This window comes from Pseudonocardia xinjiangensis, assembly GCF_050948425.1.
In the GTDB taxonomy this organism is placed as follows: Bacteria; Actinomycetota; Actinomycetes; order Mycobacteriales; family Pseudonocardiaceae; genus Pseudonocardia; species Pseudonocardia xinjiangensis.
The window spans coordinates 2706718-2723741 of the sequence record NZ_CP192009.1; the positions used below are offsets into that span (position 1 = coordinate 2706718).

Genomic DNA, 17024 nt, shown 5'->3' on the forward strand with positions numbered 1-17024 from the left:
GGAGGTCCCCATGCACCGACGCTCAGCGGCCGGTCGCCCGCCGTCCCGACGACTCCTGCGCCCGCTCGCCGTGGCGGCCGCGCTCGTGGTCTCCGTGGCCGCGTGCACGACGACGGGGCCGGGCACGGACAGCTCCGCGCCGGGCGACGGCCCGCAGCGGGTGACGCTGCAGCTGCAGTGGTCCACCCAGGGCCAGTTCGCCGGGTACCTCGCCGCCGTCGACCAGGGCTTCTACGCCAAGCGCGGGCTCGACGTGCAGATCAAGGAGGGCGGGGTCGACATCGTCCCGCAGACGGTGCTGGCCCAGGGTCAGGCCGACTACGCGATCGCCTGGGTGCCGAAGGCGCTGGCCTCGCGGGAGCAGGGCGCGGCGATCACCGACGTCGCCCAGATCTTCCAGCGTTCGGGCACCTACCAGGTGGCGTTCGCGGACAAGGGCATCACGTCCGCGGCCGACCTGCGGGGCAAGCGGGTGGGCAACTGGGGCTTCGGCAACGAGTTCGAGCTCTTCGCGGGCATGACCGCGGCCGGGCTCACGCCGGCCCGTGACGTCACGCTGGTGCAGCAGCAGTTCGACATGGAGGCGCTGCTGTCCGGCGAGATCGACGCCGCGCAGGCCATGTCCTACAACGAGTACGCGCAGGTGCTCGAGGCGCGGAACCCGGCGACGGGGCAGCTCTACACACCGGCCGACTTCTCGGTGATCAACTGGAACGACACCGGCACCGCGATGCTGCAGGACGCGATCTGGGCCAGCACCGAGCGGCTGTCGGACCCCGGTTACGAGGACACCACCACCCGGTTCATCGCGGCCTCGATCGAGGGCTGGGCGTACTGCCGCGACAACGTCGAGTCCTGCCGCGACATCGTCGTCAAGGCGGGGTCGACGCTCGGTGCCAGCCACCAGCTGTGGCAGGTCAACGAGGTCAACAAGCTGATCTGGCCCTCGCCTGCCGCGGGCGCGGGCACGATCGTCCCCGCGGCGTGGGAGCAGACGGTACGGGTGGCGCGCACGGCCGTGAACGCCGACGGGCAGACGGTGCTCACGCGTGACCCCGACCCGGAGGCGTTCACCAACACCTACGTCGAGCGCGCGATCGGGCTGTTGAAGGCCGACGGTGTCGACGTGGTGGGGGCCGGCTACGCGCCCACGACCGTCACCCTCAACCCCGGCGGGTCGTGACCGCGGCCGGGTCGTCGACGAGCCGCTCGTACCACGCGCCGTCGTCGAGCCTGCGGCTCTCGCCGTGGCCGATCACGCCGTCCAGGCGGTAGCGGGCGGCGAGGGTGAATCCGGCCCGCTCGGCCACGTGCCGGCTCGCGGTGTTCGACCACGCGGCGCCGATCTGCAGCCGGTGGCGCCCGAGCCCACCGTCGGGCACCGGGGTGAACGCGTGCGCCACCACCAGGTCCACGGCCTCGCTCACGAGCCCGCGGCCGCGCGCGTCAGGGTGGGCCCAGTAGCCGATCTCCCCGCCGGTGGGGTTGAGGGCGTCGGCGAGCCCGAAGACGGCCAGGTTGGCGAGCAGCCGGTCGTCGTCCCGGTCGGCCACCGCCCACGTGACCGACTGCCCGAGCGACTCGCCGAGCCGCCGGCTCAGCACGAACTCGCGCGCGGTCTGCACCGTGTAGGGGTGGGGGAGCCCGGCCAGCCAGTGCCGGGACCGCTCGTCGGAGCAGGCCTCGGCGATGCGCGGCAGGTCGGCCTCGGTGTGCGCCCGCAGCCGGACGCGCTCCCCCTCCAGGACGGGCACCGGCCACCAGGTCGTGCGCGGCGACTGCTCGTCGCCGGGCCGCAGCGACGCGTACCAGCCGTCGTGCAGCGCGCCGCGGTGCGCCACGGAGAGCGGCCGCTCCCCGTGGAAGGTGAAGCCGCAGGCGTGGGCCACCCGCCAGGACGCGAGGTGCCCCGCGATCGACGACCAGTGCACGATCGGCAGCCCGCAGGTGTCGAACGCCCACCGGGTGGCCAGCCGGGCGGCCCGCGTCACCAGCCCCCGGCCCCTGGCCCACGGCGCCGCGGCGAACCCGAGGTCCGGCGGTGGGCCGGTGCGGATGTCGAGGTTGCCGGCGAACCGGGGCCTACCCGCCTCGACCGCCTCGATCGCCCAGCGGAAGGCCGTGCCGTCACGCCACCCGGCCGGCACGTCCTCGTGCACCCAGTGCTCGGCGTGGTGGCGGCCGTAGGGCACGGGCACGGTCGTCCAGCGGGCCGACTCCGCATCGGACCCCATCAGGAGAAGGTCGTCGACGTCGGCGTCGACGTGCGCGCGGAGGGTGACGACGCCGTCGGTCAGCACCGGTGTGATGGCCACGAGGCATGATCTCGGGACCGGCACGTTCCTGGCGAACGGGTTACGCCACGCCGGCCCGCAGGCGCGGGCTCAGATCGTCCGTGGTGAGGCCGTCCGCGCCGTCGCGCTCGATCCGGCGGGCCAGTGCCTCGGCGTGGGCCAGCAGACCCGGGATGTCGAGCCCGGCGGGCACCGGGCCGACCCAGCGGGCGAGGTGCCCCGCCCCGCGGTCGAGCAGCGCGATCGCGCCGCGGGCGTTGCCGCGCTGGGCGTGCGTCAGCCCGACGGCGAGCTGGGCCAGCGCGCGCCACAGCTCCCGGTCCGGCTCCGCTGCCGCCTTCCACGCCCCCTCCAGCACCTCGTGCGCGGAGAACGGGCGGCCGGCGTCGAGCAGCCGCTGGGCCTCCGTCACGGACTCGTCGGGGGTGAGCACGAGGTCCTCGGGCACCCGGTCGACGCCCTCGCTGCCGCGGGGGAGCGGACGTCCGTACGCGTCGCGGGGGCGGGCGTTGCGGGCCCGCCCCGCGGCGTCACGGTCGCGGGGGGTGGTCATGACATGCACCGTGCCACGATCGGTGCGGAGACGGGCCCTGGGGGGTGATACTCGGGCAGTGGATCACCGGGCGCTCGACCTGCTCTCCCGCACCCCGCTCGTCGACGGGCACAACGACCTGCCGTGGGCGTTGCGCCGCCTCGCCGGGCCCGACCCCGCCGCCGCCGTGGCGGGCACGGACCTCGCCGCGGGGCTGCCCGCGCTGCAGACCGACCTGCCGCGGCTGCGGGCCGGCCGGGTCGGCGTCCAGTTCTGGTCGGTGTACGTGCCGTGCTCGTTCGCGGGAGCCGACGCCGTGACCGCGGTGCTGGAGCAGGTGGAGCTGGTGCACCGGCTCACCGAGCGGTACCCGGATGACCTCGGGCTCGCGACCACCGCCGACGAGGCCGCCGCGGCCTTCGCGGGTGGCCGGGTGGGCTCGCTGCTCGGCGCGGAGGGCGGCCACTGCATCGGGGGGTCGCTCGGGGTGCTGAGTGCACTGCGCCGCCTCGGCGTCCGGTACCTGACCCTCACCCACAACCTCAACACCGACTGGGCCGACTCGGCCACCGACGAGCCCGTGCACGGGGGTCTCAGCGACTTCGGCCGCGAGGTGGTGCGCGAGATGAACCGGATCGGCATGGTCGTCGACCTCTCCCACGTGGCCGCCACCACCATGCGCGACGCGCTGGCCACCACCACCGCGCCGGTGCTGTTCACCCACTCGTCCTGCCGCACGGTCACCGACCATCCCCGCAACGTGCCGGACGACGTACTGGGCGCGCTCGCCCCGAACGGCGGCGTCTGCATGGTGACCTTCGTCCCACGGTTCGTCTCGGCTGCCGTCGCCGAGTGGGACGTGGCGCTGCAGGCCGCCATGACCGACGCCGGGATCGACCACCGCGACCTGCGGGCGCGCGACGCCTTCGCCGCGTCGTGGGCCGGGCCGCCCTGCCCGGAGGCGACCCTGGCCGACGTCGTGGCGCACGTGGAGCACGCCCGCGAGGTGGCGGGTGTCGACCACATCGGCATCGGTGGGGACTTCGACGGCACCAGGGAGCTCCCCGTCGGGCTCGAGGACGTGTCGCGGTACCCGGCGCTGTTCGCTGCCCTGCTGGAGCGCGGCTGGAGCGAGGACGACTGCGCGAAGCTCGCCGGGCGCAACGCCCTGCGGGTGCTGCGCGCCGCCGAGGAGGCGGCGGCCTGACCGCCGCGGTGGCGGGATCCGCCGGGCCACCCGCACAATCGGACTGGCCCTATCGCATTGGGAGGATCTGGTGCCGTTGCCGTCGGAACCGTTGCGGAAGTTGGGCTTCCTGACCATCGGGCTGTTCGACGAGGCCGACCCCCGCCGCGGCCACGAGTCCACACTCGAGATCATCGAGCTGGGGGAGCGCTTGGGGTTCGACAGTGCCTGGGTGCGTCACCGGCACCTGCAGTACGGCATCTCCTCACCGGTCGCCGTACTGGCCGCTGCCACGCAACGCACCCGCCGGATCGAGCTCGGCACCGCGGTCATCCCGCTGGGTTGGGAGAACCCGCTGCGGCTGGCCGAGGACCTCGCCACGGTCGACATCCTCTCCGGTGGCCGCCTCAACCCCGGCGTCAGTGTCGGCCCCCCGATGCACTACGACCGCGTCAAGAACGCGCTGTACCCCGACACCGCCGACAGCGAGGACTTCAGCTACGAGCGGGTGCGGCGGCTGCTGGACCTCGTGCGCGGCAAGCCCGCCACCGACTTCAGCGGGGTCGAGGGCTTCGAGGTGTTCTCCGACCGTGTGCAGCCGCATTCCGAGGGCCTGGCCGCCCGCATGTGGTACGGCGGCGCCAGCCTGCGGTCGGCCCGATGGGCCGGCGAGAACGGGATGGCCTTCCTGATGAGCAGTGTGGTCAAGGCCGAGGAGTCCGAGGACTTCGCCGAGATCCAGCTCTCGCACATCCGCACGTTCCGCGCCCACCACCCCGACGGCGACCGCGCGCGCATCTCCCAGGGGCTCGTCGTGATCCCCACCGACTCGGCCTCGCCCGAGCAGCGCGCGAAGTACCTGGCGTTCGCGGAGAAGCGCACCCCCCGGACCGCCACCCCCCAGGGTCCGGCACGCATGATGTTCGCGCCCGACCTCGTCGGCACGTCGGCGGAGATCGCCGAGCGGCTCCATGCCGACGTCGCATTCCGGGAGATCGACGAGGTGGCCTTCGCGCTGCCGTTCACCTTCGAGCACGAGGACTACGTCCAGATCCTCACCGACATCGCCACCCACCTCGGACCTGCGCTCGGCTGGACCGGCGGCAGCGGCGAATAGTGCCGGCCGAACCGGGAGGGAAAGCTGTCTGTGCCCCCGGTGCGACTCGAACGCACACTGAACGGGACTTGAATCCGTCGCCTCTGCCAATTGGGCTACGGGGGCAAGTTGCAGGTGGTGATCCTAGCGGGGACCTGTCGTGCGACCGCCTCGACCCCCACTTCGGGTCCGGCGAGATCACAGCCGGTTCCCCGGCGTCGCCCGGTACCCTGAAGGCTTCCGGTACGACCCTCCGGCGAAGGAGAGAAGCCTCGTGACGCAGCAGGTTTCGGAGCAGGACACGACTGCAGGCGAGGCCGGACAGGGCCTTGGTCTGCGGGTGCTCGTGGTGGAGGACGAGGCGCTGATCCGTCTCGACCTCGCCGAGATGCTCACCGAGGAGGGCTATGTCGTTGCGGGCGAGGCCGGCGACGGCGAGCAGGCCGTTGCGCTGGCCCGTGAGCTGAACCCCGATCTCGTGATCATGGACGTGAAGATGCCGAAGGTCGACGGCATCACCGCTGCTGCGTCGATCGTCGAGGAGCGCATCGCGCCCGTCGTCATGCTCACGGCGTTCAGCCAGCGCGACCTCATCGAGCAGGCGCGAGACGCCGGCGCGATGGCCTACCTGGTGAAGCCGTTCGCGCGCCACGAGCTGGTGCCCGCCATCGAGCTGGCCGTGTCCCGCTTCGCGGAGAAGCGCGCGCTCGAGGACGAGGTCGCCACGCTCACCGAGCGGCTGGAGACCCGCAAGGTCGTCGACCGCGCGAAGGGGCTGCTGATGACGAGGCAGAGCATGTCGGAGCCGGAGGCGTTCCGCTGGATCCAGCGCACGGCGATGGACCGCCGCACCACCATGAAGGCCGTCGCCGAGGCTGTGGTCGACGGGCTCGCCGCTCCGAAGGCCTGATTCACCCTCCGCTGAGCGATCGTCACAATCCGCGTTGGCAGATTGCGGTCCGGTAAAGGACCCGCCCCGGATGGTGACTCGGTCGAGTGCTTTCCTTTACCGTCCGCGAGTCTCCCCGGCAACCGGGGGCAACGGACGTCGGGGCCTCGCCCGGAGCAGATCGCGCAGTACGGAAGGAAAAACAGGATGATTCGGAGGCGGACGGTCGTCACCGCCGCGATCCTTGCCGGAGCTCTCGGGCTCACGGCATGCGGAACCAACCGTGAGGAGGCCACCGGCACGGGGGGCGGCGCTGCCTGCGACACCAGCAAGGGCACGCTGATCATCGGCATGATCGCGCCCCTGTCGGGTGGGCTCTCCGCTCTCGGTCTCGGTATGCGCAACTCGGCCGACCTCGCGGTGGACCAGGCCAACCAGAAGTGCGCGGTACCCGGCTACCAGCTGGCGTTCCAGCCGGAGGACGACCAGGCCACGCCGCAGGTCGCGAACCAGGCTGCCACCAAGCTGGCCTCCGACCCCAACGTCGTCGGGGTCGTCGGCACGCTGAACTCGTCCACCGCCCAGGTGGTGCAGCCGATCCTCCAGGAACGCGACATCGTGCAGGTCTCTCCGGCCAACACCGGGCCTGCGCTGACCCTCGGTGCGAACACCTCCGCGCCGGCACGGCCGTTCGACAACTACTTCCGGGTGGCCACCACCGACCTCGTGCAGGGTCCGTTCGCGGCGAACTACCTGGTTCAGACCGCGGGCAAGAAGAACATCGCCGTGATCGACGACGGCAAGACATACGGCTCAGGGCTCGCGGAGCAGTTCTCGGACCAGGCCACCAAGCTCGGGGCCAAGATCGTCGCCCGCGAGAAGGTCGGCGAGCGCGACACCGACTTCTCGGGTGTGATCACGCAGATCCGGGCGCTCAACCCGGACGCCGTCTACTACGGCGGTGAGTACCCGGTGGCGGGCCCGCTGTCGGCCCAGCTCGCGGCCGCCGGTCTCAACGTGCCGCTGATGGGCGGCGACGGCATCGTCGACCCGCAGTTCGTCGCGCTCGGCGGACGCCCGGGTGACCTCGCCACCAACGTCGGTGCGCCGGCCGCCTCCCTGCCCAGCGCGCAGCAGTTCATCGCCGACTACAAGGCGGCGAACTACGCCGAGGACTTCGGTGCCTACGGCGCGTTCACCTACGACTCGGCCAACGTGATCATCGCCGGGGTGGCCAAGGCCCTGGCCGGCGGTGACTACAGCGAGGCCAAGCGGGCCGACATCGTGAAGGCCGTGCAGGAGACCAAGCTGGACGGTGCGGGCGGTCCGATCGCGTTCGACCAGTACGGCGACACCACCAACAAGGTGCTCACCGTCTACACGGTCGAGGGCGACAACTTCTCGCCGGTCGAGGGGTCCACGGGCAGCTTCCAGGGCTGATCTGTAGACCACAAAACGGCATCACAGGCCGGGGGCGGGGCAACACTCCGCCCCCGGCGCTCGTGGAGGGACCACCCGCTTGCTGTCCACGCTGCTGTCCCAGATCGTCAACGGACTGGTGCTCGGTTCCCTGATCGGACTGATCGCACTCGGCTACACGATGGTCTACGGCATCATCCAACTGATCAACTTTGCCCACGGCGAGATCTTCATGGTCGGTGCCTACGGCGGGTTGGCGATGTTCACCTACCTGCTCCCCACGTTCATCCAGCAGCAGTGGTACCTCGCACTGCCGCTGTTGCTGATCGCCGGTGCCGCCGTCGCGGTGACTGTTGCGGTCCTGATGGAACGATTCGCCTACCGGCCGCTGCGCAACGCGCCGCGGCTGGCCCCGCTCATCACCGCACTGGGCGTGTCGGTAGCGCTGCAGGAGGCGGTCCGCGTCTTCTACCCGGGCGCCACCGCGGCCATCCCGTTCCCCAACATCTTCGTGCCGGGCACGTTGATCATCCCGATCGGTGACGGTGTCCCGATCAAGTACTCCGGGATGCTGCTGATCGTCGTGTCGCTGGCGCTGGCCGTCGGGTTGCAACTGTTCATCGAACGGTCGCGGATGGGGCGCGCGATGCGTGCCACCGCGCAGGATCGGGACGTGGCCCGGCTCATGGGTATCGACCCCGACCGCGTCATCGTGCTCACGTTCGTCCTCGGTGGTGCGCTGGCCGGTATCGGCGGCGTGCTCTACGGCGGGTACCTCAACAACATCAACATCGACATGGGGTTCCAGAACGGCATCTTCGCGTTCACCGCGGCGGTGCTGGGCGGGATCGGGAGCATCCGCGGAGCGGTCGTCGGCGGTCTCGCGATCGGATTGATCAAGTCGCTGGGTGGGCAGTACCTGCCGGGCGGTTCGGCGTACGACTACGTGTGGATCTTCGTGGTGCTCATCGCGGTGCTGGTGTTCCGGCCGCAGGGCTTCTTCGGTGAGACGGAGAGGGTGCGGGCATGACCACTCTCGAGAGGCCGCCTGCTCCGGCGGCGCCTCCCCCGCCCAGCGCGCGGCTCGCTCCGCTGGCGCGTTACGCCACCGTGCTGACCGTCGCCGGCGGGGTCCTCACCCTGGTCGGCGCGCTGTTGCCGTGGGCGACGTTCGTGCTCAACGAGGGTCCGTACCCCGAGAAGTCCACGCTCGAGTTCTTCAGTGCGCCCTTCGCCGTCACCGGTTTCCGGTTGCACCTGGTGCTGTTCGGGATCGCCGCGATCGTCATCTCGCTGGTCTCGGTCCCCGGCCGGGGGCGCATCCTGCGGGCCCTGGGCTGGGGCGCGGTCGCGGTCAGCGTCGTCAACGGGCTCTACATCGCCGCCGAGGGCGGTGGCCTGGGCGCGATCACCGCAGCGGACGGCGCCATCGCGTTCGGCGCGATCGTGGCGCTCATCGGCGGCGCGCTGCTGGTCGTCGGCGCGAGCGCAGGCGGTCTTGCGCACGTGCCCGCCTGGCAGTGGCGGTTCAACCGCTACGTCGAGTGGCTGCTGCTGGTGGTCACCTACGGGCTGTTGCTGTTGCTGGTGTCGGCGGTGCTGACCAGTGGTGGGCAGGGCAGCGCCGCGAACGCCTACTCGGGTGCGGTGTTCCTGTCGTTCCTCGGTGCGGTCGGCGGTCTACTCGGGGCGTTGCACGCCTCGGGCCTGCTGACCTGGGTGGGTGCGGTGTCGGAGCGCCACCGGGTGTTCAGCGTGGCGGTGTTGCTGATCGCGGCGTTGCTGTTGCCGTTGACCGGGGCGGGTAGTGAGTACTGGTTGACGGTGTCGGCGAACATCGGGGTGTATGCGGCCACGGCGATCGGGCTGAACATCGTGGTGGGTCTGGCGGGGTTGTTGGACCTGGGGTATGTCGCGTTCTTGGGTATCGGGGCGTTCGTGGCGGCGAACCTGTCGGGTGCGGCGGCGTCGCAGGTGGGGATCGAGTTGCCGTTCCCGTTGGTGATGGTGATCTCGGCGGTGGTGGCGGGGATCTTCGGGGCGATCGTGGGGTCGCCGACGCTGCGGGTGCGTGGGGATTATCTGGCGATCGTGACGTTGGCGTTCGGTGAGATTTTTGTGCGGAGTGCGCAGAACAACATCGGTGGGTTGACGGGTGGGTCGAACGCGATCCCGGGGATTCCGCCGGTGTCGTTGTTCGGCACCGACTTCAACGATGCGTTGGTCATCGGTGGGCTGCGGTTGGCGCCGGGTGTCTTGTATTACGTGTTGATCGTGTTGATCGTGGCTGTGGTCATGTTGGTGTTTGCGAACTTGAAGAGTTCGCGGTTGGGTCGGGCGTGGATCGCGATCCGGGAGGATGAGGACGCGGCGCGGGCGATGGGGATCCGGACGGGTCCGATCAAGATCTTGGCGTTCTTGATCGGGGCGACGTTGGCGGGGTTCGCGGGGGCGTTCTTCGCGCACAAGACCGCGACGGTGTCGTATGAGAGTTTCCGGTTCCTGGAGTCGGTGACGTTGTTGGCTGCGGTGATTCTGGGTGGGATGGGGACGATCCCGGGTGCGGTGTTGGGGGCGTCGATCCTGTTCGTGTTGCCGGAGAAGCTGCGGGAGTTCTCCGATTACCGGTTGTTGTTGTTCGGTATCGCCTTGATTCTGATCATGCGGTTCCGGCCGCAGGGGTTGGTGCCCGACCGGCACCGGCGCGCTGAGCTGGCACCGGATGCCGAGCCGGTGACGGCCCCGATACCCGGCGCGGACGGCGGGGGCACTGTGAAAGCGAGCGCGTCATGACCCGGCCGACCGCCAACATGGCGCCCCGGCACGCGAAGGCCCAGCCGGCCATGCTGCAGGCGTCCGGCGTCACGATGCAGTTCGGCGGGCTGCGGGCCCTCAACGATGTGTCGTTCGGTCTGGCCGAGGGCGAGATCATCGGGTTGATCGGGCCGAACGGGGCGGGTAAGACCACGCTGTTCAACTGTCTGACGGGGTTGTATGCGCCGACGTCGGGGTCGGTGACGTTGCGGGGGACGGTGTTGCCGCAGGACCCGGCGCGGGTGACCGAGCAGGGGGTGGCGCGGACGTTCCAGAACATCCGGTTGTTCCCGAGTATGACCGCGCAGGAGAACGTGCTGGTCGGCCGGCATGTGCGGATGCGGCAGAGCCCGTTGTCGTCGCTGTTGCACGGTCCGGGTTTCCGTCGTAGTGAGGCGGAGGCGCAGGCGCGGACGGAGGAGTTGCTGGGGTTCGTGGGGTTGACGCAGTTCTCCGACGAGTTGGCGCGCAACCTGCCGTATGGGGATCAGCGCCGCTTGGAGATCGCGCGGGCGTTGGCGACGGATCCGGCGGTGTTGTTGCTGGATGAGCCGACCGCGGGGATGAACGCGCAGGAGACCGAGGCGACCCGGCAGTTGATCTTCGCGATCCGGGAGTTGGGGATCTCGGTGGTGGTGATCGAGCACGACACCAAGTTCATCTTCACGCTGTGTGACCGGGTGTTGGTGCTGGTGCAGGGTGAGGTGTTGGTGGAGGGCAGCCCGGATGAGGTGCGGGGTGACCCGCGGGTCGTGGAGGCGTATCTGGGGGCGCCGCCGGATGAGGTCGATGCGCAGATCCACGGTGGGGGGCAGCAGTGAGTTTTCTCGAGGTCCGTGACCTCACGGTCGCCTACGGTGCGATCCAGGCGGTGCGCGGGGTGTCGTTCTCGATGGAGCAGGGTCAGATCGTCAGCCTGATCGGGAGCAACGGGGCGGGGAAGACCACCACGTTGCGGACGATCTCGGGTCTGCTGCGGCCGGAGTCGGGTGAGGTGCTGCTGGATGGTGAGCCGATCCACCGGTTGCCGGCGCACGAGATCCTCTCCCGCGGGGTGGCGCACAGTCCGGAGGGGCGGCGGTTGTTCGCGCGGATGACGGTGGAGGAGAACCTGCTGCTGGGTGCCTACACCCGCCGGGATGAGGCGGGGATCGCGCAGGATCTGGATCGGATCTTCACGTTGTTCCCGGTGTTGGGGGAGCGGCGGGCGAACAAGGCGGGGTTGTTCTCCGGCGGGGAGCAGCAGATGCTGGCGATCGGGCGGGCGCTCATGTCCCGGCCGAAGCTGTTGATGCTGGATGAGCCGTCGATGGGGCTGTCGCCGATCATGACGCAGAAGATCTTCGCCACCGTCCGTGAGCTGCAGGCCGAAGGCACCACGGTGCTGCTGGTGGAGCAGAACGCGCTCGCCGCGCTGGCCCTGTCGGACCAGGCGTATGTCATCGATCTGGGCCGCACCACGCTGTCGGGCAGCGGCCCGGAACTGCTCGCCGACCCACGCGTGCAGGAGGCCTACCTCGGCGAGGGCGTGGCCAGCTGACACCCGCGACAGCAGGCCGTCACGGCCTGCTGTCGCGGTGCAGACAGGTGAGCTTGGCGGTGCAGGTGCGCCTGCCCCGGGCGTCGGTGATCACGATCTCCGTGGTGGAGGTGGTCCGCCCGATATGAAGTGGGCGGGCCACCCCGGTGACGATGCCGTCGGTGGCCGCGGCGTGATGCGTGCACGACAGTTCGAGCCCTACGGGAAACCGCTCGGGCATCGCGTGCAGTGCCGAGAGAGTGGAGCCGAGCGTCTCGGCGAGCACCGCGTTCGCGCCTCCGTGCAGCAGCCCGAAGGGCTGGCGGTTGCCCGCGACCGGAAGCGTCCCGACCACCTCGTCCAGCCCGACCTTCACCAGCACGATCCCCATCCGGTCGGTGAGCTGCTCCACGGCTGACGACGACGGCAGCGGATCGGGATCGACGGGCACGATCCGCACCTTAGGACAGCGACCCGGCACACCTCCCTGCTCGGTGGATGATGCCGCGGCTGCGAGATGCGGCTTTCGGCCCTGCGGAGGGCCGAACGGTGGATCTCGCGGCGATCAAGGGCGCGTGGGAGCAGGGGGCGGCCGGGATCGGGCGACTCGCGCACCCGGATCGGGCGACTCGCGCACCCGGATCGGGCGACTCGCGCGCCCGGATCGGGCGACTCGCGGGGGGTGGGGTCAGGGTTTGTGGGTCGCGAAGATCGCGGTGCCGGGGAAGAGGGCGCCCCGGAGCGGGGACCACTGGCCCCACACGGTCTCCCGGCCCTCGGGCCACTCCGGCTCGACGATGTCGTCGAGGACGAGCCCTGCGGCCACGAGGTCGCGGACCCGGTCGCCCAGCGTCCGGTGGTGCTCCACGTAGGTGGCCCGGCCGGAGGCGTCGACCTCCACGTAGGGCGTGCGATCGAAGTAGGACTGCTGCACGGTGAGCCCGTCCGGGCCGGGGTCGTCGGAGAACATCCAGCGCATGGGGTGGTTCACCGCGAAGACCCAGCGTCCGCCGGGCCGCAGCACGCGGGCCACCTCGCGCATCACGCGCTCCGGCTCCGCCACGAACGGCACCGCCCCGAACGCCGAGCAGGCCACGTCGAAGGACCCGTCGGCGAACGGCAGGCGCTCGGCGCCGGCCTGCACCAGCGGTACGGCGATCCCGGTTGCCTGCCCGAGCGCTGCGGCGTGCTTCAGCATCGTCCCGGACAGGTCCAGCGCGACGGGGCGGGCCCCGGCGCGGGCGAGCCACCGCGAGCACGGGGCGGATCCGCACCCGACCTCCAGCACCCGCAGGCCCGCGACATCGCCGAGCAGATGCGCGTCTTCCTCGCGCAGACCCTCGGGGCACCAGACGAATTCGGCGTCGCCGATGTCCCGGCCGTGCTCGGCGAGGTAGTCCTCGGCATCGGCGTCCCACCACATGCGGCTGGCGCGTTCCGACTCCGTGGCGTCGACGTCCCGCCGCGCCACCCCGGTGGTTCCCAGCCGCTCTTCCGCGCTCACGCGGCCATCGTGGCAGCTGAGATGGGGCCACCCTCATTGCCGTGCTGATCGGGTCGCGCGTAGCATGATGGAAGCGCGGTGGTCAACGTCGCGGGTTCTGCGCGCGCTTCGCCCGGCCACGTCACGCATGTTCTCAACGCACGTTCTCCACCACGATCCACGAGCAAGGGTGACAGCACCACGTCACGAGACGTACACCACCTGGTCCGCACCACCAATCCATCCATAACCGGAGCACCCCACTACATGTCCACCGACACCACCGCCGCCCCGACCCACACGACCCCGCAGGTCGCCGTCAACGACATCGGGTCGGAGGAGGACTTCCTCGCCGCCATCGACCAGACGATCAAGTACTTCAATGATGGCGACATCGTCGAGGGCACCATCGTCAAGGTCGACCGTGACGAGGTCCTGCTCGACATCGGCTACAAGACCGAGGGCGTCATCCCCTCGCGGGAGCTCTCGATCAAGCACGACGTCGATCCGGCGGAGGTCGTGTCGGTCGGTGAGTACGTCGAGGCCCTGGTTCTCCAGAAGGAGGACAAGGAGGGCCGGCTGATCCTGTCCAAGAAGCGCGCGCAGTACGAGCGCGCCTGGGGCACGATCGAGGCTCTCAAGGAGGCCGACGAGCCGGTCGAGGGCACCGTCATCGAGGTCGTCAAGGGCGGCCTGATCCTGGACATCGGGCTCCGCGGCTTCCTCCCGGCCTCGCTGGTCGAGATGCGCCGCGTCCGCGATCTGCAGCCGTACGTCGGCCGCAAGATCGAGGCCAAGATCATCGAGCTGGACAAGAACCGCAACAACGTGGTCCTGTCCCGCCGGGCCTGGCTGGAGCAGACCCAGTCCGAGGTGCGCAGCGAGTTCCTCAACCAGCTGGCCCGCGGCCAGGTGCGCAAGGGTGTCGTCTCCTCGGTGGTCAACTTCGGTGCCTTCGTCGACCTGGGCGGGGTCGACGGTCTGGTGCACGTCTCCGAGCTGTCCTGGAAGCACATCGACCACCCGAGCGAGGTCGTCGAGGTCGGCCAGGAGGTCACCGTCGAGGTCCTCGACGTCGACCTGGACCGCGAGCGTGTCTCCCTGTCGCTGAAGGCGACGCAGGAGGACCCGTGGCGCCTGTACGCCCGCACGCACGCGATCGGCCAGATCGTGCCGGGCAAGGTCACCAAGCTCGTTCCCTTCGGCGCGTTCGTCCGTGTCGAGGAGGGCATCGAGGGCCTGGTGCACATCTCCGAGCTGGCCGAGCGCCACGTGGAGATCCCGGAGCAGGTCGTGCAGGTCGGCGACGACGCGATGGTCAAGGTCATCGACATCGACCTCGACCGGCGCCGCATCTCGCTGTCGCTCAAGCAGGCCAACGAGGGCATGACGGTCGACACCGAGTTCGACCCCACCCGCTACGGCATGGCCGCCGAGTACGACGACCAGGGGAACTACATCTACCCCGAGGGCTTCGACGTCGAGACCGGCGACTGGCAGGAGGGCTTCGAGGCTCAGCGCGAGGCCTGGGAGAAGGAGTACGCCGAGGCGCACGCCCGCTACGAGCAGCACATCACGCAGATCAAGAAGTCGGCCGAGGCCGAGGCCGAGGCGGCTGCCGACGGCGGCGGCACCAACTACTCCTCGCAGGGTGGCGGTGAGCCGGCCGAGTCCGGTGGATCGCTCGCCAGCGACGAGCAGCTTGCGGCACTGCGCGAGAAGCTCTCCGGCGGAGCCTGACGGCTCAGCAGGGTCTGATCGACTCGACGGCCCCGGCGACCAATGGTCGCCGGGGCCGTCCGGCGTCCGGGGGAAGCCCGGGTCACGGTTGTGCTGCGTTCGGTGCTAATCGCGCGGCGAAGAGGAGGTGGGGGAGATTTCGCTCTACCGTATGTCCATGCGCGGGGCGAACTGCCGACACGGAGCTTTCGGTGCCGGACTGGTCGCCGTGGTGCTCGCGTTGAGCGGGTGTGGCGCGTCCGCGCTCGAACAGACCGAAGTGCCGACGTTCCCCACGTCGGCCGAGACGTCCGCGGCGGCTGTGGCCGGCCCGGACGACGGAGTGCTGCCCGACGACTGCGCCCGGATCCTCGCCGTCGGTGACCTGGAGGCCCTGCTGGGCCTGCCGCTGGGTTCGGTCGCCCAGCGCACCACGATCGGCGTCGCGGAGCCGTCCGTCGGGCGCACCGAGCGAGTGGCCTGTGTCTACACCGGCACGGCGGGCGGTCCGGCGCGTGGCCGGACACTGCTCAACATCAACGCGTCCGCGTACACCGACGCGGACGCCGCCGGCAAGCAGTGGCGGGTCAACGCCGAGGCCGAGGACGGCGGACGCCGTGAGCTGCCGATCGGGAGCGCCTCCGCCGTGCTCGTCGAGCGGCGTGGCGAGGCCGTTCTCATGGTCGTCCACGAGGTGAGCAACCTGACGCTCGTGCTGCCGGGCCAGCCACTGCCGGGTGGCCGGGCTCCGGCCGACGTGCTGGTGGACCTCGCGCTGCGCGTGCTTCCCGCGGTCAGCACGGTGGGCGGCACGTCGTCGGCCGGCACCACCACCGAGCCCCCGGGGACCGTCTCCTGACCGAGTAGCGTGACGCCGTGCTGAGGGTGGGGCTGACCGGCGGGATCGGTTCGGGCAAGTCGACGGTGGCCAGGCGGCTCGCCCAGCAGGGCGCGGTGGTGGTCGACTCCGACGCCATCGCCCGGGAGGTCGTCGCGCCGGCCACCGCAGGGCTCGCGGAGATCGTCACGGCGTTCGGCGACGGCGTCCTCACCGAGGAGGGCGCCCTGGACCGGGCCGCGCTCGCGGCACTGGTCTTCCAGGATCCGGCCGCGCGCGAGCGCCTGAACGCCATCGTGCACCCCCGCGTCCGGCAGCGCTCCGAGGAGCTGATCGCCGCCGCGCCGCCCGATGCGGTGGTGGTGCAGGACGTCCCGCTGCTCGTCGAGGGTCGGATGGCACCGTTGTTCCCGCTGGTCGTGGTGGTGCACGCCGACGCGGAGGAGCGGGTGCGGCGGCTCGTCGAGCAGCGGGGGATGCCCGAGTCCGACGCGCGGGCCCGCATCGCCAGCCAGGCCGACGACGCCGCGCGCCGGGCCGCCGCCGACGTGTGGCTGGACAACTCTGGTGATCCCGCCGGCCTCGAGGCCGCTGTCGACGAGCTGTGGACGGCCCGGCTGGTCCCGTTCGAGGAGAACCTGCGGCTGCGCCGGGTGGTCCGTGCGGGCGCGCCCAAGCTCGCCGACCCGGACCCGGACTGGCCGGCCGAGGGCGCCCGGCTCTGTGCCCGCGTGGCGGCGGCCGCGGGGGAGCGGGGACGTGGTGTGGCCCATACCGGCTCCACCTCCGTACCGGGCCTGCCCGCCAAGGACGTGATCGACCTGCAGCTCGGGGTCGACTCGCTGGCCGACGCCGACGCCGTCCGCGACGCGTTGCAGGACGCCGGCTTCCCCTGGCGTTCCGACATCGCCTGGGACAACGCGAAGCCCCCGGGCTCACCGCCGTGGCCGAAGCGCTATCACGGCTCCGCCGACCCCGGTCGCATCGTCCACCTGCACGTCCGTGAGGTGGGCTCTCCCGGCTGGCGCTATGCGCTGCTCTTCCGGGACTGGCTGCGCGCCGATGCCGCAGCCCGGGACGAGTACCTGGCGGTGAAGCGCGAGGCGGAGGCGCGCTACGGCGACGACAGCGACGCGGATCGGTACGTCCAGGTCAAGGAACCGTGGTTCGACGCCGCAGCGCCACGGGCCGACGCATGGGCCGCATCCTCAGGCTGGTCTCCCTCGTTGGAGTGA

16 protein-coding genes and 1 tRNA gene are annotated in these 17024 nt (G+C 70.8%); 12 read left to right on the forward strand and 5 right to left on the reverse strand.

Going from position 1 to position 17024, the window contains the following annotated elements:
* The first annotated feature begins 10 nt into the window (after positions 1-10).
* The gene (locus tag ACQPZA_RS12880; RefSeq protein WP_433280803.1) at positions 11-1183 is read left to right on the forward strand and encodes an ABC transporter substrate-binding protein; all 1173 of its coding nucleotides are present in this window, start codon (positions 11-13) and stop codon (positions 1181-1183) included.
* On the opposite strand, the gene ACQPZA_RS12885 is transcribed toward ACQPZA_RS12880, so the two are convergent.
* Together ACQPZA_RS12885 and ACQPZA_RS12890 are read right to left on the reverse strand one after the other, a co-directional pair.
* Positions 1164-2315: a GNAT family N-acetyltransferase gene (locus tag ACQPZA_RS12885; RefSeq protein WP_433280805.1), complete on the reverse strand. Its 1152-nt coding sequence runs from the start codon at positions 2313-2315 to the stop codon at positions 1164-1166. The genes ACQPZA_RS12880 and ACQPZA_RS12885 overlap by 20 nt on opposite strands.
* A gap of 40 nt (positions 2316-2355) precedes the next feature.
* The gene (locus ACQPZA_RS12890) at positions 2356-2847 is read right to left on the reverse strand and encodes a DUF309 domain-containing protein (protein WP_169400462.1); all 492 of its coding nucleotides are present in this window, start codon (positions 2845-2847) and stop codon (positions 2356-2358) included.
* 58 nt (positions 2848-2905) lie between these two features.
* On the opposite strand from ACQPZA_RS12890, the gene ACQPZA_RS12895 reads away from it, so the two are divergent.
* On the forward strand, positions 2906-4033 hold the full coding sequence (locus tag ACQPZA_RS12895; RefSeq protein WP_433280807.1) for a dipeptidase: 1128 nt from the start codon (positions 2906-2908) through the stop codon (positions 4031-4033).
* A gap of 70 nt (positions 4034-4103) precedes the next feature.
* A complete protein-coding gene (locus tag ACQPZA_RS12900; RefSeq protein ID WP_433280809.1) occupies positions 4104-5129 on the forward strand; it encodes an LLM class flavin-dependent oxidoreductase in 1026 nt (341 codons plus the stop codon).
* Between the two features lie 31 nt (positions 5130-5160).
* On the opposite strand, the gene ACQPZA_RS12905 is transcribed toward ACQPZA_RS12900, so the two are convergent.
* A tRNA-Leu gene (locus tag ACQPZA_RS12905) sits at positions 5161-5234 on the reverse strand.
* Between the two features lie 148 nt (positions 5235-5382).
* Here ACQPZA_RS12905 and ACQPZA_RS12910 point away from each other — a divergent pair.
* From ACQPZA_RS12910 to ACQPZA_RS12935, 6 genes are all read left to right on the forward strand, one after another.
* Positions 5383-6018 (forward strand): ANTAR domain-containing response regulator, encoded by a 636-nt coding sequence (locus ACQPZA_RS12910; protein WP_169400601.1) that lies wholly within the window; start codon positions 5383-5385, stop codon positions 6016-6018.
* 186 nt (positions 6019-6204) lie between these two features.
* Positions 6205-7437: a branched-chain amino acid ABC transporter substrate-binding protein gene (locus tag ACQPZA_RS12915; protein WP_211175412.1), complete on the forward strand. Its 1233-nt coding sequence runs from the start codon at positions 6205-6207 to the stop codon at positions 7435-7437.
* A 79-nt stretch (positions 7438-7516) separates the two neighbouring features.
* Entirely contained in the window at positions 7517-8446 is a 930-nt protein-coding gene (locus tag ACQPZA_RS12920) for a branched-chain amino acid ABC transporter permease (RefSeq protein ID WP_433280812.1), read from the forward strand.
* A gap of 230 nt (positions 8447-8676) precedes the next feature.
* Positions 8677-10209, forward strand: coding sequence for a branched-chain amino acid ABC transporter permease (locus ACQPZA_RS12925; RefSeq protein ID WP_433280814.1), 1533 nt, complete (start codon positions 8677-8679; stop codon positions 10207-10209).
* Positions 10206-11051, forward strand: a complete 846-nt coding sequence (locus tag ACQPZA_RS12930; protein ID WP_433280816.1) for an ABC transporter ATP-binding protein — start codon at positions 10206-10208, stop codon at positions 11049-11051. Before ACQPZA_RS12925 ends, ACQPZA_RS12930 begins: the two co-directional genes overlap by 4 nt.
* The gene (locus tag ACQPZA_RS12935; RefSeq protein ID WP_433280818.1) at positions 11048-11770 is read left to right on the forward strand and encodes an ABC transporter ATP-binding protein; all 723 of its coding nucleotides are present in this window, start codon (positions 11048-11050) and stop codon (positions 11768-11770) included. Before ACQPZA_RS12930 ends, ACQPZA_RS12935 begins: the two co-directional genes overlap by 4 nt.
* A 19-nt stretch (positions 11771-11789) precedes the next feature.
* On the opposite strand, the gene ACQPZA_RS12940 is transcribed toward ACQPZA_RS12935, so the two are convergent.
* Together ACQPZA_RS12940 and ACQPZA_RS12945 are read right to left on the reverse strand one after the other, a co-directional pair.
* Positions 11790-12140, reverse strand: coding sequence for a hotdog fold thioesterase (locus tag ACQPZA_RS12940; RefSeq protein ID WP_433282795.1), 351 nt, complete (start codon positions 12138-12140; stop codon positions 11790-11792).
* A 297-nt stretch (positions 12141-12437) separates the two neighbouring features.
* Positions 12438-13253 carry a class I SAM-dependent methyltransferase gene (locus ACQPZA_RS12945; RefSeq protein ID WP_433280820.1) on the reverse strand — a complete coding sequence of 272 codons (816 nt, stop codon included), beginning with the start codon at positions 13251-13253 and terminating at the stop codon, positions 12438-12440.
* Between the two features lie 246 nt (positions 13254-13499).
* Here ACQPZA_RS12945 and rpsA point away from each other — a divergent pair, with 246 nt between their 5' ends.
* The 3 genes from rpsA to coaE all read left to right on the forward strand — a co-directional run bounded on the left by rpsA (position 13500) and on the right by coaE (position 17024).
* Positions 13500-14972: a 30S ribosomal protein S1 gene (gene rpsA, locus ACQPZA_RS12950; RefSeq protein ID WP_169398942.1), complete on the forward strand. Its 1473-nt coding sequence runs from the start codon at positions 13500-13502 to the stop codon at positions 14970-14972.
* 157 nt (positions 14973-15129) lie between these two features.
* Positions 15130-15810, forward strand: a complete 681-nt coding sequence (locus ACQPZA_RS12955; protein ID WP_433280822.1) for a hypothetical protein — start codon at positions 15130-15132, stop codon at positions 15808-15810.
* Between the two features lie 17 nt (positions 15811-15827).
* Positions 15828-17024 (forward strand): dephospho-CoA kinase, encoded by a 1197-nt coding sequence (gene coaE, locus ACQPZA_RS12960; RefSeq protein WP_433280824.1) that lies wholly within the window; start codon positions 15828-15830, stop codon positions 17022-17024.